Source organism: Rhodanobacter sp. GW835-FHT13D09, from assembly GCF_058793995.1.
Genome location: NZ_JBXAGL010000006.1, coordinates 130,946 through 151,382, shown reverse-complemented (window position 1 = coordinate 151,382; position 20,437 = coordinate 130,946). Strand labels below are relative to the sequence as shown.

The following is a 20,437-nucleotide window of genomic DNA, read 5'->3' as shown; positions in this document are numbered from 1 at the left end:
CCGAAGGAAGTCCCTTTGGGGCAAGGCAGGGGGAGGTTGGGAGGGGGTAAAGCTTTTGACTTCAGGATCAAGATCAAGAGCGACCCCTCCCCAACCCTCCCCTGCGTTGCAGGGGGAGGAGCACATCTGCCGTATTTCTCCACTGTCTTGCAGGGAAGAGCACGGCACTGAACCTTGGGGATTTTTCTGGTGAATGCACAAGCACTGAAAGCCGAGACCACCACCGACCGGCATCCGCTGGCCGGGCAGAGCATGAGCGGCGCCGAAGTGATCGTGCAGGTACTCGCCGACGAAGGCGTCGGCGTGCTGTTCGGCTACTCCGGTGGCGCGATCCTGCCGGTGTACGACGCGGTATTTCGCCACAACGCCGAGCATCCGCGCGCCGACGGCAGCGAACCGATGCCGCTGGTGGTGCCGGCCAACGAACAGGGCGCCGGCTTCATGGCGGCCGGCTACGCGCGTGCTTCCGGCCAGGTCGGCGTGGCCATCGTCACCTCCGGCCCCGGCGCCACCAACATGGTCACGCCGGTGCGCGACTCGATGGCGGACTCGGTCCCGCTGGTGGTGATCTGCGGCCAGGTCGGCACCGCGGCGATCGGCAGTGACGCGTTCCAGGAAGCGCCGGTCAGCAACATCATGGGCGCCTGCGCCAAGCACGTGTTCCTGGTCACCGACGCCGCGAAGCTGGAAGCGACCGTGCGCACCGCGTTCACCCTGGCGCGCAGCGGCCGGCCCGGCCCGGTGGTGGTGGACGTGCCCAAGGACGTGCAGAACGCCGCGCTCACCTGGCGCGGCAGCGGCGAACTGGCACTGCCCGGCTACCGTGCACGGTTGCGTGCGGTGGAGCAGTCGGCACTGGGCGACGCCGATTGCGCCGCCTTCTTCAACGCACTGCTGCAGGCGCAGCGCCCCCTGATCTACGCCGGCGGCGGCGTGATCGCGGCCGGGGCCGCGGATGCACTGCGCGCCTTCGTCGACGCGTTCGGCCTGCCGGTCGCCACGACGCTGATGGGCCTGGGCGGTTTCGACAGCACCGATCCGCTGGCGCTGCACCTGCTCGGCATGCACGGCACCGCGTACGCGAATTACGCGGTGGAGGATTGCGACTTCGTGCTGGCGCTGGGCGCACGCTTCGACGACCGCGTCGCCGGAGTGCCGGACAAGTTTGCGCCACGGGCGAAGTTCATCGCCCAGATCGACATCGATCCGGCCGAGATCGGCAAGGTGAAGGCGGTCGACTGGCACCACGTGGGGCCGATGGTGCGCGCGCTGGAACGGCTCGTCGCGTATGGCCGCGCGCACGGCCACCGGCCGAAGCTGGACGCGTGGCATGCGCACGTGGCGGAACTCAAGCGCGTGCACGCGATGAACTACGACCGCGCCAGCGCGCTGATCCAGCCGCACGCGGTGATCGAGGCGATCAACCGCCACACGCAGGGCAACGCCATCGTCAGCACCGGCGTCGGCCAGCATCAGATGTGGGCGGCGCAGTACTTCGACTTCCGCGCGCCGCGCCACTGGCTCACTTCCGGCTCGATGGGCACGATGGGCTTCGGCCTGCCCGCCGCGATCGGCGCGCAGTTCGCACATCCTGACAAGCTCGTCATCGACATCGACGGCGACGCCAGCATCCGCATGAACATCGGCGAGCTGGAAACCGCCACCACCTATGGCCTGCCGCTGAAGATCGTGGTGCTAAACAACGTCGGCGACGGCATGGTGCGGCAGTGGCAGAAGCTGTACTTCAAGGGCCGCTTCGCCTCGTCGGACAAGAGCCTGCACAAGAAGGACTTCGTGCGCGCCGCGCAGGCCGACGGCTTCGCCTGGGCGCAGCGGCTGGAACGCGGCGAGGAACTGGAGGCGACCATCGCCGCCTTCCTCGCCTTCGATGGCCCGGCGTTCCTGGAAGTGATGATCGACCCGGATGCCGGCGTGTACCCGATGGTCGGTCCCGGCGCCAGCTACGCGCAGATGATCACCGGTGATTTCATTGCCTCGCGCTCGGCGCCGGCCGCGTGCGAACCCTCCACGTCGAACATGTTCTAGGGAGAGCAATGCCATGCAGCACACCCTGTCCATCCTGTTGCAGAACGAAGCCGGCGCGCTGGTGCGCGTGGCCGGCCTGTTCGCCGCGCGCGGCTACAACATCGACACGCTGACCGTGGCGGCCACGCACGACCCCGCCGTCTCGCGGCTCACCCTGAGCCTGCAGTGCGACGACGCCGCGCTCGGCCAGATCCTGCAGCAGACGCGCAAGCTGGTCGACGTGCTGCAGGTGGCGCATCCGGCCCCCGCGCTCGCGGCATGAACGCCGTCGCACCACTCGTCGACGACGACCACCACGACCTGCTGGCGCGGATCCGCGCCGCGCGGGTCTACGAGGTGGCGCAGGTATCGGCGCTGGAAGCGGCGCCGCTGCTCGGCGAACGTCTGGGCCGGCCGGTGCTGCTGAAGCGCGAGGACCAGCAGCCGGTGTTCTCGTTCAAGCTGCGCGGCGCGTACAACCGCATGGTGCAGCTGGACGCGGCGCAACGCGCGCGCGGCGTGGTCGCCGCTTCCGCCGGCAACCACGCGCAGGGCGTGGCGCTGGCCGCGGCGAAGCTGGGCGTCCGCGCCACCATCGTGATGCCGGTGACCGCGCCGCAGGTGAAGGTGGACGCGGTACGCCGCTTCGGCGGGGCGATGGTGGACGTCGTGCTGGCCGGCGATTCCTACAGCGACGCGCAGGCCGCCGCCGCGCGGCTGCAGGCCGAGCGCGGCGCGGTGTTCGTGCATCCGTTCGACGACCCGGCGGTGATCGCCGGCCAGGGCACGGTCGCGCTGGAAATCCTGCACCAGCACCCTGGCCCGCTCGAGGCGGTGTTCGTGCCGGTCGGCGGCGGCGGCCTGCTCGCCGGCGTGGCCGCGTGCATCAAGGCGCTGCGGCCCGAGGTGCGGGTGATCGGCGTGCAGGCGACGGATTCGGACGCGATGGCGCGCTCGCTGGAAACCGGCGAACGCGTCGCGCTGGATGAGGTCGGCCTGTTCGCCGACGGCACCGCGGTGAAGCAGGTCGGCGCGCTGACCTTCGCGCTGTGCCGGCAGCACGCTGACGCGATGCTGCGGGTGGACGCCGATGCGATCTGCGCGGCGATCCGCGACATCTACCAGGACACCCGCAGCGTGGCCGAACCATCCGGCGCGCTGGCGCTGGCCGGGCTGAAACAGTACGTGGCCGCACACGGCGACGGCGCGGGCGCGCTGGTGGCGATCGTCTCCGGCGCCAACATGAATTTCGACCGGCTGCGCTTCGTCGCCGAGCGCGCCGAGGTGGGCGAGCAGCGCGAGGCGGTGTTCGCGGTGACCATCCCGGAGGAGCGCGGCAGCTTCCGCCGCTTCTGCGCCGCGCTGGGCCGGCACGACATCACCGAGTTCAACTACCGCATCGGCGACGCCCGTTCCGCGCACATCTTCGTGGGCGTGCGGATCACCAGCCGCGACGAGCGCGAGGCGCTCGCCGCGGCGTTCCGCGCGCAGGCGTTCGACGTACTCGACCTCACCGACGACGAGCTGGCTAAGCTGCACCTGCGCCACATGATCGGCGGCCGTTCGCCGCTGGCGCGGGACGAGCGGCTGTACCGCTTCGAGTTCCCCGAGCGGCCCGGCGCGCTCACCGATTTCCTCGGCCGGCTGCACCCGGACTGGAACGTCAGCCTGTTCCACTACCGCAACCACGGCGCCGACCACGGCCGCATCCTGGTCGGCATCCAGGTGCCCGCGGCCGAGCAGCCGTTGTTCCAGCGCTTTCTCGCCACGCTCGGCTATCCGCACGTGGACGAGAGCGCGCACCCGGCTTACCGGCTGTTGCTGCGCGAATGATCGCGGCGAGGCAACCGTGACCCGCGCGGCGAGGGGCGGTAGCGCACCCCGTTGGCGCGAAGTGACCGGTGACGCCATCCTGCCGCGTTCGGCACGCTAAACTCCGCGAATGGCTCCCTCCTCCCGCAAACGTCAGCGGCGCAGCGCCGCGCCCCCGCCCGCCAGCCGGCCACGACCCGCCACCCGGCCGGTCCGCCCGGCCGACAGTTCGACCCGCGCCACGCGGGTGCTGAGCTGGCTGCTGCAGAAGCTGCCTGCGCGCCAGCGCGAGAAGGCGCTGGACTACCTGGTGCTGACCCGGATGGATCGGCCGATCGGCGCGCTGCTGCTGCTGTGGCCGACCTGGTGGGCGCTGTGGCTGGCCGCCGCCGATTTCCCGTCATGGAAACTGCTGGTCATCTTCACCCTTGGCGTGTTCGCGATGCGCGCTGCCGGTTGCGCGATCAACGACTACGCCGACCGCAAGCTCGACCCGCAGGTGGCGCGCACCGCCGGTCGCCCGCTCGCCAGCGGCCGGGTGACGCCGCGCGAGGCGCTGCTTGTGTTCGCCGCGCTGCTCGCGTTCGCGTTCGTGCTGGTGCTGTTCACCAACGCGCTGACCATCCAGCTGTCGTTCGCCGGCGCCGCGCTGGCGGCGATCTATCCGTTCACCAAGCGCTGGACCTACCTGCCGCAGGTGGTGCTGGGCGCGGCGTTCGGCTGGTCGATCCCGATGGCGTTCGCCGCGGTGACGCATACGGTGCCGCCGCTGGGCTGGCTGCTGTTCCTCGGCAACATCCTGTGGTCGGTGGCCTACGACACCGAGTACGCGATGGTCGACCGCGACGACGACCTCAGAGCCGGCGCGAAATCCACCGCGATCCTGTTCGGCGACGCCGACCTGCCGATCCTCGGCATGCTGATGGGCACCTTCCTGCTGGCGATGCTGTTCGTCGGTCAGCGCGCCGCGCTGGGCTGGCCGTACTGGCTGGCGCTGCTGACCGCCACCGGCCTGTTTGGCTGGCAGCTGTGGCTGATCCGCGGGCGCGCCCGCGACGCCTGTCTCGCCGCGTTTCGCCACAACAACTGGCTGGGGCTGGCGATCTGGATCGGCATCGCGCTGGCGCTGGCGGTGCGCTGAACAGGCCGCGGCCACCAGCCCCCTTGACCCCCGGCTTGCCGGAACGCGCCATTTGGACGTCTAAATTTCAGCCTTGTCATGCCACCGGGCACCTGACTGTCACAAGCCGTCCCTAGGCTGCGCATCCATCAGAGCCTGTGACGGAAGTGGTACATGCACGGGCAGGGACGCTTCTGCACGAGACAGCTGCCGGCGATGCCCCGCCACCTCGGCGGGAAGGCCTTGCCAACGTTTCGCACGCAGTCCCCGCACGGCTCCGCGATCTCCCCATCCCCCGGAGCATTCAACTTGCGTACTTCCCTCATCAGCCGATCCATCGGCATGGCCCTGCTTGGCAGTCTGGCGTTCGGCGTCGCCCTTTCCGCCCAGGCGCAGGACAGCGCCGCCACCCCGCCGGGCACCGCCACGGCAAGCACCGACAAGGCCAAGAACCTCGACAGTGTGGTGGTCACCGCGCGCTCCGGCGTGCAGACGCGGACCAAGGCCGAGACCAGCTACTCGATCACCACCATCGACGAGGATCGCCTGCGCATGCAGGCGCCGACCTCGGTCACCGAGGCGATGAAATCGGTGCCCGGCTTCTGGGTCGAGGCGTCTGGCGGCGAGGCCAGCGGCAATATCCGCGCGCGCGGCATTCCCGTCGACGGCTTCGGCTCGGTCACCCTGCTGGAGGACGGCATCCCGGTGCAGCACGACCCCGCGCTGGGCTACCTCAACGCCGACCAGGCGTTCCGCCTCGACGAGACGATCGAACGGATCGAGGTGGTGCGTGGCGGCCCCTCGTCGGTGTTCTATTCGAATGCGCCGGCCGGTGCGATCAACTTCATCCCGCGCCGGGTCGGCGATACGCCGGACGGCCTGGTCAAGTACACCGTGGGCGACTATGGCCTGCAACGTGCCGACTTCTGGTACGGCACGCCGGTCGGCAACGGCTGGAAGCTCGGCGTGGGCGGCTTCTACCGCGTCGACGACGGCATCCGCGATCCGGGCTTCCATGCCAATGACGGCGGCCAGATCCGCCTGAACCTGGCGAAGGATCTTGAGCACGGCCGCTTCAGCGTCGACGTCAAGCACATGGACGACAAGGTCGCGCTGTACCTCGGCATCCCGATGCGCACCTACCCGAACGGCAAGATCAAGGCGGTGCCCGGCTTCGACGGCAACTTCGGCACCATGGCCGGGCCGGAGACCGAGCACGTGCTGATGAAGCAGGGCAACGGCAGCCTGTACAACTTCGACAATAGCGTGGGCACGCACGTGAAGCGCGACCAGCTCACGCTGAAGTTCGACCATGACCTTGGCGCGGACTGGAAGCTGGCCGAGTCGATGCGCTACAACGACACCAGGACCCAGCGCAACGGCGTGTTCCCGAACTCGCTGATGAGTGCGGGCAAGTTCCTGGCCCAGGCCAAGCAGTTCCAGCCGGCCGGTGCCGCCGGCCTGCAGCTGCGCTACGTCGACAACCCCGCGCAGGTGTTCGACAACCAGAACCAGAACGGCAACGGCCTGGTGGTGATCGGCGGCCTGCGCGGCGTGACCATGCCGGTGCAGGAGTTCGTCAACGATACCCGGCTGCTGCGCAAGTTCGACTTCGGCGGGCAGAGCCACGACATCACGCTGGGTTACTACTACGCGCACTTCAACCAGGATTTCAGCCGCTACTCCTCCACCGCCCTGCTCGACGTGCGCGACAACGCGCGCCTGCTCGACCTGGTCGCGGTGGATGCCGCAGGGCGGCCGCTGGGCACGCTCACCGACCACGGCATCTACCGCTACGGCTACGAGTGGGAGAACGCCAGCGGCAGCTCGGCGACCCATGCGTTCTACCTCTCCGACGAATGGCAGGCGACCGACGCTCTGCGCATCGACGGCGGCGTGCGCTGGGAGCGCGTGAACACCAAGGGCTGGGTGGAGCGGAAACAGACCGTGAACCTCGGCACGCTGGCCACCTCGCAGATCCAGACCGGCACCGGCCAGACCGTGTCGTACGACCACAGCTTCAGCAAGCCTGGCTGGACGCTGGGCGCGAACTGGCAGTTCTCCGGGCGCTCCGGCGTGTTCGCGCGCTGGACCTCGACGTTCCGCCTGCCGAACCTGAGCAGCTACATCACCAACGCCACCGCCACACCCATCATCCAGACCATGAAGCTGGGCGAGGTGGGCTACAAGTATTCCGAGCGCCAGCTCGACCTGTACGCCACCGCGTTCTACACCAAGTACGACAACGTCGGCTTCAACAACTACGTGTTCAACCCGAACAACAACACCTCGGTCGCGCAGCAAGGCTACGCCAGCACCAAGACCAAGGGCCTCGAACTGGAAGGCACCTGGTTCCCGACCCGCTGGTTCGACGTGCAGCTCACCGCCACCTGGCAGGACCCGCAGTACCAAGGCCTGCGCTACACCGACAAGGGCAGCACCGGCCCGATCCTGCGCGACTACACCGGCAACCAGCTGATCCGCGTGCCGAAGCTGAGCTACCGCGTGGTGCCCGGGGTGAACCTGCTCGACGGGCAGCTGCGCCTGCAGCTGGCGTACGAGCATGAAGGCGAACGCTTCGTCGACACCGCCAACTCGGTACGGCTGCCCTCCTACGACGTGTGGAGCGCCAGCGCGCGCTATGACGTATCGCCGATGTTCTCGGTGTACCTGTATGCCGACAACCTCACCAACTCGCTGGGTCTGACCGAGGGCAACCCGCGCGCCGGCGAACTGCAGAGCGCGGACGCCGGGGCGAACACGTTCATCGCGCGGCCGCTGCTGGGCCGCTCGTACCGTGCCGCCGTGATGTACCGCTTCTGACCCGGCGTGTCGCGCGTGCCCGGCGGCCGACCGCCGAGTTGCGCGTGGGTAACGGCCGCGCACCACGGACCCACCCGCCACCCGAGATCGACCGCCACCGGAAGTCCAGCATGAGCCCGCACCTGCGCCATCGCCTGAACCACCTGCTCGCCGGCCTGCTGCTGGCCGGCCTGATGCTGCTGCTCGGCGTGGTGCAGGCCACCACCAGCCGGGCCGGGCACGAGCAGCCCGATCTGACCCTGCACGGCGAACTGGACGGCGCGGACAACCAGAGCTACCGCATGCTGCCGTTCGAGGTGCCCGCGGGCACCAGCCGCATCACCGTGCAGTTCGACTACAGCGGCCACGACGACGAGCGCACCACGATCGACCTGGGCCTGCTCGGCCCGGACGGCTTCCACGGCCAGGACGGCTTCCGCGGCTGGAGCGGCGGCTCGAAGCACGTATTCACCGTGTCCGCCACCGACGCCACGCCCTCCTACCTGCCCGGCGCGATCCGCCCGGGCCGCTGGAGCCTGCTGCTGGGCATCCCCAACATCCGCCGCAACAGCCACTCCCGCTACACCGCGAATATCTGGTTCGGCCGGCCGGACGACCCCGCATGGGTGCCGGCCGTGCTGAACCCGCCACTGCGCCGCGAGGCGCGCTGGTACCGCGGCGACCTGCACATGCACGACGCGCACAGCGACGCCAGCTGTGCCAGCCAGGCCGGCCAGCGCGTGCCCTGCCCGCTGTTCCTCACCGTCGAGGCGGCGGCACGGCAGGGCCTGGACTTCATCGCGATCACCGACCACAACACGGTGTCGCAGGCGAACCCGACGCGCGAGCTGCAGCCGTACTTCGACCGCCTGCTGCTGATCCCCGGCCGCGAGATCACCACCTTCAGCGGCCACGCCAACCTGTTCGGCAGCACCGCGCCGGTGGACTTCCGCGTCGACGGCCGCCAGGTGAAAGACTGGAACGCCCTGCTGCGGCGGGTCGCTCCGCTGCAGGGCCTGCTCTCGATCAACCATCCGGTCCGACCCAGCGGCGAGAACTGCATGGGCTGCGGCTGGACCGCCACGCCGGCGGTCGACATGACCCAGGTGCAGGCGATCGAGATCGTCAACGACGGCGATGCCGGTACGCCGCTCTCCGGCGTGCCGTTCTGGGAACGGCAGCTCGCGCAGGGACACCGGCTCACCGGCATCGGCGGCAGCGACAACCACGATGCCTCGCTGGCTGCGGCCAGGCCCGGCTCCAGCCTGGTCGGCCTGCCGACCACGGTGGTGCACGCGGCGGAGCTGTCGATGCCGGCGATCCTGGCCGGCATCCGCGCCGGCCACGTGTTCGTCGACGTGGAAGGCAGCCGCGACCGGCTGCTGGAACTCGACGCGCAGAGCGGCGGGCAGCACGCCACGATGGGCGATGTCCTGCGCGCCGACGCGGGCGCGCGGGTCCACTTCGAAGTGCATGCCGTCCAGGTATCCGGGAAACGACTGGCCGTGCTGCTCGACGGCAAGCCGTTCGCCCCCGCCGTCGACGCCGCCATCGAGGGTGCCGACCAGCGCATCGGCTTCGACTGGACCAGCGACGGTCGCACGCACTGGCTGCGTGCGGAGATCCGCGACGATGCCGGTAAACCCCTGCTGATCGGCAACCCGGTCTATCTCAATCCCGCGCGCCATTGACCCGCGGCGACGGCGCGCGCGCCAGCGCCCACACGTCCACCCGCTGCACGCCGGCGCGGCGCAGCACGCGGGTGCACTCGGCGAGGGTGGCGCCGGTGGTCATCACGTCGTCGAGGATCGCCACGTGCGCGGGCAACGCCACGCCCTCGCGCAAGGCGAATGCGCCGTGCACGTTGCGGCGGCGGGCCACCGCGTCCAGTTCGGTCTGCGCGCCGGTGGCGCGCTGGCGCTGCAGCGCATCCGGATGCACCGGCACGCCGAGCGCGCGCGCCAGTGGCCGGGCCAGTTCCAGTGCCTGGTTGTAGCCACGCCGACGCAGGCGGCTGCGGTGCAGCGGCACGGCCAGCAGCAGCTGCGGCGGCCTGAGCGGCAGCCGCTCGCCGAGCCACAGCTGGGTCAGCACCCGACCGGCGGCCAGATCGGCCTGGAACTTGTAACGCGATTCCAGCCGGTCCAGCGGCCAGCCGTAGCGGAACGGCGCCCACGCCGCATCCCACGGCGGCGCGCGGCGCTGGCACTCGCCGCACCACGCCGCCGGGGTGGCCAGCGGCAGGGCGCAGCGCGCGCAACAGCTGCGGTTGCGCGGCAATTCGTTGGCGCAGGCGGCGCACAGGTCGATGCCGTCGCCGTGATTGCCGCCGCACAGCAGGCAGCGCGGCGGCAGCACGAAGCGCTGCAGGCGCCGCCAGACTGTCGCCAGCGCGTCCATGCCGGGCTCCGGCTCAGCGACCCGGCTTGTACAGCGCCGCGTCGAGGATCGACCACAGATGGATCAGCCAGCCGAGCAGGACGATCCACAACACTGCCGCCAGCACGAACATGACGATCGCGATCAGCAACCGCCCCTGCACCAGCTGGCCCAGCCCCGGGATGAAGAAACTGCAGATCGCCGCGAGCACGTTGCCGGTACTGCCTTGTCCTTCGCTCATCCCGCCGCACTCCCCGATCAGGTGATTCCACGAGCAGGCGATGGTAACGGCAGGGATGCGCCCGTGTCCCGTCAACCATTTGCTCAAGTATTGAGTTGACACGCCCCGGGGTGGCTTCCACACTTTCGCGCTTCCCGTATGGAGTACCCGTTTCATGGCCGACACCGCCATCCGCCACGACTGGAGCCGCGCCGAGGTGGCCGCGCTGTTCGCGCTGCCGTTCAACGAGCTGCTGCATCGCGCGCACACGGTGCATCGCCGGCACCACGACCCGAACGCGGTGCAGGTGTCGACCCTGCTGTCGATCAAGACCGGCGGCTGCCCCGAGGACTGCGCCTACTGCCCGCAGGCGGCGCGCTACGACACCGGCGTGGCGGCACAGAAACTGATGGAAATCGACGAGGTGCTGGACCGCGCGCGTGCCGCCAGGGCCGCCGGCGCCAGCCGCTTCTGCATGGGCGCGGCCTGGCGCGGCCCGAAGGACCGCGACATCCCCAAGGTCGCCGCGATCGTGCGCGCGGTGAAGGACCTTGGCCTGGAAACCTGCGCCACCCTGGGCCTGCTCGGCGACGGCCACGCGCAGGCGCTGAAGGATGCCGGCCTCGACTACTACAACCACAACATCGACACCGCGCCGGAGTTCTACGGCGAGATCATCCACACCCGCGAATACCAGGATCGACTGGTCACGCTGGAACAGGTGCGCGACGCCGGCCTGAAAACCTGCTGCGGCGGCATCGTCGGCATGGGCGAGACGCGCGAGCAGCGCGCCGGCCTGCTGCAGGCGCTGGCCAACTTGCCCGAACACCCGCAGTCGGTGCCGATCAACCAGCTGGTACCAGTGCCCGGCACGCCGCTGGGCGACGCCGAACCGCTCGATCCGTTCGAGTTCGTGCGCGCGATCGCGGTGGCGCGGATCCTGATGCCGCTGTCGATCGTGCGCCTCTCGGCCGGCCGCCAGCAGATGGACGACGCGGTGCAGGCGCTGTGCTTCTTCGCCGGCGCCGGCTCGATCTTCTACGGCGAGAAGCTGCTCACCACCGGCAACCCGGACGTGGAAGCCGATCGTGCGCTGTTCCGCCGGCTCGATCTGCATCCGATGGAGGTGATCGAGAACACAGGCACCGTGCATGCAAACATCGTCGACAGCGAAACCAACAGCTGCGGCCACGGTTGCGGTTGCAGTGCGGCGGCTTAAAAGCACCCCACCCCAACCCTCCCCTGCAAGCAGGGGAGGGAGCAGAGCGCACGACGCCGGCTTGGCTCCTCCCCCTGCATCGCAGGGGGAGGCTGGGAGGGGGTGCTCTTCACCCCGCGCCGAGCGCTGACCCATGCCCCGTCCCGACCTCCTGCAACGACTGGCCGTCCAGACGGCCGAACGCGAACGCGCCAACCTGCGCCGCCGCCTGCGCACCATCGACCACGCCGACGGCCCGTGGCTGGAGAGCGGCAGCCAGCGCCTGCTGTCGTTCTGCAGCAACGACTACCTCGGCCTGGCGCAGCACCCGCAGCTGGTCGGCGCGCTCACCCGGGCGGCGCGCGAGGAAGGCGTCGGCAGCACCTCGGCGCATCTGATCTGCGGCCACCGTCGCGAACACGCCGAGCTGGAAGAGGCATTGGCCGTCTGGACCGGGCGCGAGCGAGCGCTGCTGTTCTCCACCGGCTACATGGCCAACCTCGGCGCGCTGCAGGCGCTGCTCGCGCGCGGCGACCCCGGATCGCGTCCGGGGCAGGCGTTGTGCGTGCAGGACAAGCTCAACCACGCCTGCCTGCTCGATGGCGCCAAGCTCAGCGGCGCCGAGCTGAAGCGCTATCCGCACGCCGACGTGGACGCCGCCGCACGCCAGCTGGCGGCGAACCCCGACGCGGCGGCGCTGCTGGCCACCGACGGCGTGTTCAGCATGGACGGCGACGTCGCGCCGCTGCGCGAGCTGGCGCAGCTGTGCGCACGCGAGCGCGCCACCCTGATGGTCGACGATGCGCACGGCCTCGGCGTGCTCGGCGCGCACGGCGCCGGCAGCCTCGACGCGGCGAACCTGGGCCAGCACGAGGTGCCGCTGCTGATGGCCACGCTGGGCAAGGCGCTCGGCTGCAGCGGCGCGTTCGTGGCCGGGCCGGCCGCGCTGATCGAGGGGTTGATCCAGTTCGCGCGCCCTTACATCTACACCACCGCGATGCCGCCGGCGCTGGCCGCCGCCGCGCTCGAAGCGGTGCAACTGGCGCAGGCGGAAGCCTGGCGGCGCGACAAACTCGCCGCGCTGATCGCCCGCTTCCGCCGCGGCGCCGCCGAACTCGGCCTGCCGCTGGAGGCCTCGCCCAGCGCGATCCAGCCGCTGCTGCTGGGCGGCGCCGAGACCGCACTGGCGGTTGCGCAAGCGCTGGAACGGCAAGGCCTGCTGGTGACCGCGATCCGCCCGCCGACCGTGCCCGTCGGCCAGGCGCGGCTGCGCATCACGCTGTCGGCGGCGCACGAGGAAGCCCACGTCGACCGGCTGCTGGGCGCGCTGGAAACGCTGGGCCTGCCGACCGCGCTCCGGGCGCCCGGCGGCGACCACGTATAATCGCCGCCTGCTCCGCCGATTCCCCCGCATGTCGATCGTCAACATCTCCGCCTACAAGTTCATCAGCCTGGACGACCTGCCCGCGCTGCGCGAACGGCTGCTCGCGCGCTGCGAGACGCTGACGCTGAAAGGCACGATTTTGCTGGCGCCGGAAGGCATCAACCTGTTCCTCGCCGGCAGCCGCGCGCAGATCGACGGCTTCATGGCCACTCTGCGCGACGACCCACGCTTCACCGACCTCGCGCCGAAGGAATCGCTCTCCGCCACGGTGCCGTTCGGCCGCCTGCGCGTGCGCCTGAAGCGCGAGATCATCACCATGCGCCTGCCCGCGATCCGCCCCGAAGGCGGCCGCGCGCCGGGGGTGGACGCGCCCACCCTGCAGCGCTGGCTGAACCAGGGCCGCGACGACGACGGTCGCGAGGTGGTGCTGCTGGATACCCGCAACGACTACGAGACCGATGCCGGCAGGTTCGCGCAGGCGGTCGACTACCGCCTGGCCAGCTTCACCGGCTTCCCCGCCGCGATCGCCGCCGACCGCGCGCGCTACGAAGGCAAGACGGTGGTCTCGTACTGCACCGGCGGCATCCGTTGCGAGAAGGCCGCGCTGCACATGTGTGGGCTCGGCATGGAGCACGTCTACCAGCTCGACGGCGGCATCCTGACATACCTCGAACAAACCAACGGCGCGCACTGGCAGGGCGACTGCTTCGTGTTCGACGGGCGCGGCGCCGTGGACAAACGGCTGCTGCCCGCACGGAGCGCCGACGCGTGAGCCTGTACGTTGACCGGCGCGGACACGGCCCAGTGCCGCTGGTGCTGCTGCACGGCTGGGCCATGCACGGCGGCGTGCTGGCGCCGCTGGTCGAGGCGCTGGAAGCGCAGTGCACGATGTACGTGGTCGACCTGCCCGGCCACGGCCGCTCGCGCGACTGCGGTCTGCCACTGGAGCCGCGTGCGTGTGCCGCCGCGATCGCCACGCTGACGCCACCGGCGATCTGGCTGGGCTGGTCGCTGGGCGGCACCATCGCGCTCACCGCCGCGCTGGAGCTGCCGCGGCAGGTGCGCGGCCTGGCGATGCTGTGCGCCACGCCGAAATTCGTGCGCGATGCCGGCTGGCCGCACGGCGCCGACGACCAGCTGGTGCATCAGCTGGCCAGCGACCTGGAAACCGACTACCACGCCACCATCGAGCGATTCCTCGCGCTGGAGGCGATGGGCAGCGCCGACCCGCGCGGCGAACTGCGCCATCTGCGCCAGCTGGTGTTCGCGCATGGCGAACCCGACCTGCGCGTGCTGCAGGAAGGCATCCGCATCCTGGAAAACAGCGACCGCCGCGCCGCCCTGCCCGACCTCGCCGTGCCCAGCGCCTGGGTCAGCGGCCGCCGCGACCGGCTGGTGCCGCCGCAGGCGATGGCCTGGTCGGCCAGCCAGTGCGCCGGCCGGTACACCGAAATCCAGCAGGCCGGCCACGCGCCGTTCTTCGGCCACGCCGGCGCGGTGGCGCAAGCACTGCAGCCGCTGTTGACCCCCACAAAATTTGAGCAAGTGCGATGAGCGACTTCCAACTCGACCAGCACCTGGTACGCCGTCACTTCGGCCGCGCCGCACGCAGCTACGAACAGCACGACGCGCTGCAGCGCGAGGTGGGCGATGCCCTGCTCGAACGGCTGGGCTTTTACCTGGAAACGCCGCTGCGCGTGGTCGACGTCGGCGCCGGCACCGGCCGCGGCACCGCGCTGCTGAAGCAGAAATATCCCAAGGCCGAAGTGATCGCGCTCGACCTGGCGCTGCCGATGCTGCGCGCCGCGAAACAGCACAGCAGCTGGCTGAAGCCTTTCATGCGCGTGTGCGCCGAGGCCACCCACCTGCCGCTGGCCGACCACAGCGTGGACGTGCTGTATTCCAGCCTGTGCTTCCAGTGGGTCGACGACCTGCCGGCGCTGTTCGGCGAGTGCATGCGCGTGCTCAAGCCCGGCGGCTTCATGGCGTTCTCCAGCTTCGGCCCGGACACCCTGAAGGAACTGCGCGCGGCCTGGGCCGAAGCCGACCAGCAGCCACACGTGGGCCGCTTCCTCGACATGCACGACGTGGGCGACGCGATGCTCGCCGCCGGCCTGCGCGACCCGGTACTGGACGTGTTCCGCTACACCCTCACCTACAGCGAGCCGCGCAAGCTGCTGGAAGAACTGCAGGGCCTCGGCGCCACCAACGCCGACCGCGCGCGTTCACGCGGCCTCACCGGCAAGGCGCGCTACCGGCGCATGCTGGCCGCGTACGAGGCGATGCGCGTGGACGGCCGCATCCCGGCCAGCTGGGAAGTGGTGAGCGCGCACGCCTGGGGTCCGCCGGTGGGCCAGCCGCGTCGCGTCGGCGGCACCGAGATCGCCAGCTTCTCGATCGACCAGCTGCGCGGCTCGCGACGGCGCTGATTCGACAGCGCCTGCGGCGCAGCCACAACCAGTGGCCCGGCGCTCGAACGGCCTGACCGCTTCCCGCCTTGACTCAGCGGCGGATCGTCGATGCTTGGGCATCAACGCTCCGCAGGGAGTTGTCCCCGATCGAAGGTGTCCGTCAAATCCGGACTGGCGCATCCTGGCCCGGTTTCCATGGACCCATGTGCGATCGCCGGAATGAAAAAAGCTCCGTGCAAACGCACGGAGCCGGGGCCCGGAGAAACTTTCGGGCAGGCCTCAGACTCGAGGCGAGGCCATCGGGTGTTTCTTCAGAAGCTGTACTTCAGCGACGCACCCACGCCGTAGTCCGGGCTGGCGTTGGTAAAACCGCCGAGCACGTAGGCCTGCAGGCGCAGGCTGTCGTTGAACTTGTGGTTCCAGTAGCCGGTCACCTCGCTCTGCGGTGCGCCGCCGGTGGCGATCCGCTCGCGGTAGTAATAGTAGGCGCCGATGTCGTCGCTGCCGCCGAGCTTGTAGCCCATGCCGACGTTCGCGTTGAAACCGTTTTTCAGCTGGATGTACTGCGAGCTGGTGTACTTCATCCAGCCGACGCCGCCGAACGCGGTCCAGTCGCCCATCACCTTGTAGGTGTCGAGCGAGAGGCCGTAGTCGTTCTTGCCGGTACCCAGGCCCTTGTTCTCGTCGGCGGTGCCGAACTTCACCTTGCCGGTGAGATCGAGGCCGGCGGTGCGGTCGGCGCTGGTGAACAATTCGTAGCCGGCCGTAGCGGTGACGTCACCGAGACCCGATGCCGAACCGCTGGCGGTCGTGCTGGTGCCACCGCCACCGCCGGGAAGGACGCCACCGATCAGATGACCAAGACCGCGGCCTCGCGGATTGCCGTTCTTGACCTTGCCCACGCCGGGGATCACGTTGTCCGCACCGCTGATGTTGATGTACGGCACGATCAGCTTGAACGTCCAGCGGTCGACGTCGTACTCGGCGGTGACCGGCACCGACCAGATGTCGGTGGTCGTGTTGGTTCCGTACTTGCCGCTGCTGTAGTTCGCGCCGGCGGAGAGGCTGAACTGGCCGCTGTCGGACGTGGCGGCATGAGCCGCCGGCGCGCCGACCAGCAGCAGTCCGCCGACGATCATCCAGTGTTGTGGGTTACGCATGAATAAGGTTTCCTTGCTGTTAGAACGATGAAGGCAGGCCCGGCGTCATACCGGGCCTGCGGAACTGCCACATGATGTTGAACGCCTGACTCAACCGCCCGGGCGGCCGGAGTGATCGGGATGCTCGGGGCGCTCCGGCCGGCTCGGACGATCAGGACGATCCGGGCGATCGGCCTTGGCCACGTGCTCGGGCTTGCTTGGACGATCGACGTCGTGCGCCTCGGCCACCTCGACCTTTTCCACGTGGACATGCGCATGTCCGTTCGCGGTGGCGGCGCCGACCGCCTTCGGCGAGCGCATCACGTCGCCGAGCTTGAAACCGTCGGTCTTGGCGATCTGGCCCCAGCCCTCGCCGGCGGCGCGCTGGGCCAGCACACCCTTCAGGTCGATGCTGGTGCCGTTGGCCAGCACCAGGGCGCCACCGTTCAGTGCGGCAGCCACCTCGGCGGCGGTCGGGTCGGTGATACCGGCCTTGGCGAGCGTCGCCTCGGCCAGCGACAGCGCAATCTTCACGTTGCCGTAGCCCATCGGGCCGGTGGCCGGCTGGAAGGTGGTCGATACCGTGGCAGTGGTGCCGGTGGTAGTCCCGGTGGTGGTACCCGTCGTGGTGCCAGTGGTAGTACCCGTCGTCGTTGTCGTGGGAGCCGGCCCGGTGAGCGTGATCGCGGTGCCGTTGCGCAGCCCCTGCACCAGCGCCTGCGAGTTCGTGGTCGAACCGGCGAACGTGCCGAACTGGTTGCTCAGCGTCACCGATTCATGGGTGGTCGTGGTGGTCGTGGTCGTAGTCGTCGTGGTGCCGGTGGTCTGCGCCAGCACCGGCGAGGCGGCCAGCGCAGTGAGCACGGCGGCACTGACCAGCTTGAGCATGAGGTGACGTGATTTCATTGAGTGCCTCCGAGTGTTGCGGTCAAGGATGACTGGACATGGCCAGATGCGTTGCTGTTCCCCTGCGATGCTTCGATTCCCGCTGCGATGCCCACTGGACACGGCGAACGACCGGCTTCGACCTGCGCAGCTTCCATCGCGGGACAGGAAATTCACAAGTGCACGCGTCACTCCATTCAGCACGCGTTTTGTCCGCGTGACAGCGGGCGTTCAAACATGTCGCGTTAGTGTGAAGGGGCTCACATTTCCCGCGCTGTGCAACGGCCGGCACGCAATTTCCTGCACGACCTGGCCACGCCTCGATCACACCTGCCGGTGGCGGAAACAACCCGTCAGGTGGTCGTTGACCATACCGGTAGCCTGCAGCAGCGAGTAGCAGATGGTGCTGCCGACGAAGCGGAAGCCACGCTTCCCGAGCGCCCTGCTCATGCGGTCGGACAACTCGGTGCTGGCCGGCACCTCGGCCCGGTTGCGCCAGCGGTTGCGCAGCGTCCTGCCGTCGACGAACGACCACAGATAGACGTCCAGACTGCCAAACTCCGCGACCACCTGCCGCGCCGCGACTGCGTTGTCGCGCGCCACCGAGATCTTCAGCCGGTTGCGGATGATGCCGGGATCGAGCAGCAGCTTTTCCAGTTCGCGGTCGGTCATCGCGGCAACGCGCTCGATCTCGAAGTGGTGGAAGGCCCTGCGGTAGTTCTCGCGCTTGGCCAGCACGGTGCGCCAGGACAGGCCGGCCTGGGCGCCCTCGAGGCAGAGGAACTCGAACAGCGCGCGGTCGTCATGCAGCGGCACGCCCCACTCGGTGTCGTGGTAATCGCGCATCAGCGCATCGTTGCCCGCGGCCCAGTGGCAGCGCTGAAGCTCGGTGGTCTCGGTCATGGCTGGCGGAGGGTCGATGGGTGGCGCACAACGTAACCCAGGCCGCTAGACTTGTCGCCTCACTCCGTACCGGTTTCCCATGCCTCCCTCGCCATCACGCGGCGCACTGTCCGCGTTGCTCGTCACCATCCTGATCTGGGCCTACAGCTGGGTCGTGATGAAACAGGTGCTGGCGTACGCCGGGCCGTTCCACTTCGCCGCACTACGCTTCCTGCTCGGTGCCGCCGTGCTGTTCGCCGCGCTGCTGCTGTCGCGGCAATCGCTGCGCCCACCGCCTTTGCTGCCGACGCTGCTGATCGGCCTGTGCCAGACCACCGCATTCCAGGGGCTGGAGCAATGGGCGCTGCTCGACGGCGGCGCCGGCCACGTGGCGTTGCTGGCCTACACCATGCCGTTCTGGGCGGTGCTGCTGGCCTGGCTGCTGCTCGGCGACCGACCCACCGCGCGGCACTGGTTGGGGCTGGCGCTGGCCGCGCTCGGGCTGCTGTGCATCATCGAACCCTGGCGCGCCATGGGCGGCGCGCTCAGCACCACGCTGGCGATCGCCGGCGGTATCGTCTGGGCCGCCGGCACGGTGCTCAGCAAGCGGTTGTTCCAGCGGCATGCGCCATCGGTGCTCAGCCTCACGGCGTGGCAGATGCTGCTGGGCGGCATCGCGCTCGGCCTGATCGCACTGGCGGTGCCGGAGCGCCCGATCGAATGGAACTGGATCTTCGTCGGCGGCTTGACCTACAGCGTGCTGCTGGCCTCCAGCCTGGCCTGGTGGCTGTGGTCGATCGTGCTGCAGCGGCTGCCGACCACGGTGGCCAGCGTGTCCAGCCTCGGCGTGCCGATCGTCAGCGTGCTGCTGGCCTGGCTGATCCTGCACGAGCAGCCGTCGCCGATGGAACTGCTCGGCATCGTGTTCGTGCTGCTGGGCCTGGCCGCGGTCAGCGGGGTGGGCGCGCGGCGGCGCCCCTGACCGCCATTCAGTGTGCGGGCTTTCGCACGGCGATATGATGCACAGCTGCCGAAACCGAAGAAACGTCGATGTTCGATCTATCCCAACTGTGGGCTCACTGGGTCAGCTGGCTGAGTGCGCATGCCGTCGTGCCGACGCTGCAAGCGCTGCACCTGGACGGCTTGAGCGGCAACCCCGACGACATCGCCGCCGCGCTGCTGATCGCGGCGCTGCAGGTGGGCATCATCGGCCTCATCTTCCGCCCGCTGGAGACCTGGTTTCCCGCCGAGCGCTGGAGCGACCGCCGATTGACCCGGGTCGACCGCAACTACACGCTGCTGATGCTGCTGGGCATCTTCCCGCTGTTCACCTACCTGGTGCTGATGCCCTTCAGCCACCTGTTCGGCGGCGGCGGTGATGCGGTCGATCCGGGCACCGGCTCGGCGCTGGCGCTGACCCACTGGGTGCCCTGGTTCAACCAGCATCCCTACGCGCTGTTTGCCGTCTACTACGTGATCTACGACTTCGTGTACTACTGGATGCACCGCACCCAGCATGCGATTCCGTGGTGGTGGGCGCTGCACAGCATGCACCACAGCACGCGCCAGATGAGCTGCTGGACCAACGACCGCGGCAGTCTCGTGGACGGCTTCATCCAGTCGATGATCCTGGCCACGGTGGGTCTGGTGATCGGCGTGGACCCGGACCAGTTCGCGTGGCTGATGCTGATCGGCGAACTGGTGCAGAACTTCTCGCACACCAACGTGCGGCTGGGCTTCGGCCGCGTGTTCGACCGCGTGTTCGTCGCCCCGAAATTCCACCGCCTGCACCACATGCTGGTCGATCCCGAGCGGCCGACGCTGCACAACTGCAACTACGGCCAGGTGCTCTCGGTGTGGGACGTGCTGTTCGGCACGGCGCTGTACGGCGAGCCGCCGCGGCCGACCGGCGTGGGCGACCCGATCGTCGACGCCGACAACGACTACGGCCTGATCGGGCTGCACTGGGCCGCGCTGAAGCGCTTCTGGGTCGCCGTGCGCCAGCCCGCCGGCTGGCGGCCGGGCGAAGTGGCCTTCGGCGCGGACTACACGCCGATCCCGGTCGGCCAGCTGGACCTGCATGCCCTCGCGCGCCATATGCCTGCCGTCGCTCCCGACGAGGACGCGCCGACCGGCGGCAGCGCGGCGGTGGAATCCGTGCCGGGCTGATCCGCCCTCGC

The 20,437-nt window shown here is 69.4% G+C and carries 18 protein-coding genes; 13 read left to right on the top strand and 5 right to left on the bottom strand.

Annotated elements, in window-relative coordinates:
* Positions 1 to 189 precede the first annotated feature (189 nt).
* From ilvB to AC1Q5A_RS10290, 6 genes are all read left to right on the top strand, one after another.
* Positions 190 to 2,046: a biosynthetic-type acetolactate synthase large subunit gene (gene ilvB / locus AC1Q5A_RS10315; RefSeq protein WP_492700622.1), complete on the top strand. Its 1,857-nt coding sequence runs from the start codon at positions 190 to 192 to the stop codon at positions 2,044 to 2,046.
* Positions 2,047 to 2,059: 13 nt separating this feature from the next.
* The gene (gene ilvN, locus AC1Q5A_RS10310; RefSeq protein ID WP_114343040.1) at positions 2,060 to 2,308 is read left to right on the top strand and encodes an acetolactate synthase small subunit; all 249 of its coding nucleotides are present in this window, start codon (positions 2,060 to 2,062) and stop codon (positions 2,306 to 2,308) included.
* The gene (gene ilvA / locus AC1Q5A_RS10305; protein WP_492700621.1) at positions 2,305 to 3,858 is read left to right on the top strand and encodes a threonine ammonia-lyase, biosynthetic; all 1,554 of its coding nucleotides are present in this window, start codon (positions 2,305 to 2,307) and stop codon (positions 3,856 to 3,858) included. The genes ilvN and ilvA overlap by 4 nt, the downstream gene beginning before the upstream one ends.
* Positions 3,859 to 4,084: 226 nt before the next feature.
* Positions 4,085 to 4,978, top strand: coding sequence for a 4-hydroxybenzoate octaprenyltransferase (gene ubiA, locus AC1Q5A_RS10300; RefSeq protein WP_492700666.1), 894 nt, complete (start codon positions 4,085 to 4,087; stop codon positions 4,976 to 4,978).
* 288 nt (positions 4,979 to 5,266) lie between these two features.
* A complete protein-coding gene (locus AC1Q5A_RS10295) occupies positions 5,267 to 7,780 on the top strand; it encodes a TonB-dependent receptor (RefSeq protein WP_492700620.1) in 2,514 nt (837 codons plus the stop codon).
* A 110-nt stretch (positions 7,781 to 7,890) separates the two neighbouring features.
* A complete protein-coding gene (locus AC1Q5A_RS10290; RefSeq protein ID WP_492700619.1) occupies positions 7,891 to 9,450 on the top strand; it encodes a CehA/McbA family metallohydrolase in 1,560 nt (519 codons plus the stop codon).
* On the opposite strand, the gene AC1Q5A_RS10285 is transcribed toward AC1Q5A_RS10290, so the two are convergent.
* Together AC1Q5A_RS10285 and AC1Q5A_RS10280 are read right to left on the bottom strand one after the other, a co-directional pair.
* Entirely contained in the window at positions 9,431 to 10,159 is a 729-nt protein-coding gene (locus AC1Q5A_RS10285; RefSeq protein WP_492700618.1) for a ComF family protein, read from the bottom strand. The genes AC1Q5A_RS10290 and AC1Q5A_RS10285 overlap by 20 nt on opposite strands.
* A 13-nt stretch (positions 10,160 to 10,172) precedes the next feature.
* Positions 10,173 to 10,379 (bottom strand): hypothetical protein, encoded by a 207-nt coding sequence (locus AC1Q5A_RS10280; RefSeq protein ID WP_114343033.1) that lies wholly within the window; start codon positions 10,377 to 10,379, stop codon positions 10,173 to 10,175.
* A gap of 154 nt (positions 10,380 to 10,533) precedes the next feature.
* Between AC1Q5A_RS10280 and bioB the strand changes: the two genes are divergently transcribed.
* The 5 genes from bioB to bioC all read left to right on the top strand — a co-directional run bounded on the left by bioB (position 10,534) and on the right by bioC (position 15,369).
* Entirely contained in the window at positions 10,534 to 11,577 is a 1,044-nt protein-coding gene (bioB, locus tag AC1Q5A_RS10275; RefSeq protein WP_492700617.1) for a biotin synthase BioB, read from the top strand.
* Between the two features lie 133 nt (positions 11,578 to 11,710).
* Positions 11,711 to 12,940, top strand: a complete 1,230-nt coding sequence (gene bioF, locus AC1Q5A_RS10270; RefSeq protein ID WP_492700616.1) for an 8-amino-7-oxononanoate synthase — start codon at positions 11,711 to 11,713, stop codon at positions 12,938 to 12,940.
* 28 nt (positions 12,941 to 12,968) lie between these two features.
* Positions 12,969 to 13,712 carry a sulfurtransferase gene (locus AC1Q5A_RS10265; RefSeq protein WP_492700615.1) on the top strand — a complete coding sequence of 248 codons (744 nt, stop codon included), beginning with the start codon at positions 12,969 to 12,971 and terminating at the stop codon, positions 13,710 to 13,712.
* The gene (gene bioH / locus AC1Q5A_RS10260; protein ID WP_492700614.1) at positions 13,709 to 14,494 is read left to right on the top strand and encodes a pimeloyl-ACP methyl ester esterase BioH; all 786 of its coding nucleotides are present in this window, start codon (positions 13,709 to 13,711) and stop codon (positions 14,492 to 14,494) included. Before AC1Q5A_RS10265 ends, bioH begins: the two co-directional genes overlap by 4 nt.
* A complete protein-coding gene (bioC, locus tag AC1Q5A_RS10255; RefSeq protein ID WP_492700613.1) occupies positions 14,491 to 15,369 on the top strand; it encodes a malonyl-ACP O-methyltransferase BioC in 879 nt (292 codons plus the stop codon). Before bioH ends, bioC begins: the two co-directional genes overlap by 4 nt.
* 293 nt (positions 15,370 to 15,662) lie before the next feature.
* Here the strand turns inward: bioC and AC1Q5A_RS10250 are convergent, their stop codons facing one another.
* From AC1Q5A_RS10250 to AC1Q5A_RS10240, 3 genes are all read right to left on the bottom strand, one after another.
* Positions 15,663 to 16,511: a transporter gene (locus tag AC1Q5A_RS10250; protein WP_492700612.1), complete on the bottom strand. Its 849-nt coding sequence runs from the start codon at positions 16,509 to 16,511 to the stop codon at positions 15,663 to 15,665.
* A gap of 90 nt (positions 16,512 to 16,601) precedes the next feature.
* Positions 16,602 to 17,396 carry a hypothetical protein gene (locus tag AC1Q5A_RS10245; protein ID WP_492700611.1) on the bottom strand — a complete coding sequence of 265 codons (795 nt, stop codon included), beginning with the start codon at positions 17,394 to 17,396 and terminating at the stop codon, positions 16,602 to 16,604.
* Between the two features lie 303 nt (positions 17,397 to 17,699).
* Positions 17,700 to 18,278 carry a DNA-3-methyladenine glycosylase I gene (locus tag AC1Q5A_RS10240; RefSeq protein ID WP_492700610.1) on the bottom strand — a complete coding sequence of 193 codons (579 nt, stop codon included), beginning with the start codon at positions 18,276 to 18,278 and terminating at the stop codon, positions 17,700 to 17,702.
* A 79-nt stretch (positions 18,279 to 18,357) separates the two neighbouring features.
* On the opposite strand from AC1Q5A_RS10240, the gene AC1Q5A_RS10235 reads away from it, so the two are divergent.
* Positions 18,358 to 19,239: a DMT family transporter gene (locus tag AC1Q5A_RS10235; protein ID WP_492700609.1), complete on the top strand. Its 882-nt coding sequence runs from the start codon at positions 18,358 to 18,360 to the stop codon at positions 19,237 to 19,239.
* A 68-nt stretch (positions 19,240 to 19,307) separates the two neighbouring features.
* Entirely contained in the window at positions 19,308 to 20,426 is a 1,119-nt protein-coding gene (locus AC1Q5A_RS10230) for a sterol desaturase family protein (RefSeq protein ID WP_492700608.1), read from the top strand.
* The last annotated feature ends 11 nt before the right edge of the window (positions 20,427 to 20,437 follow it).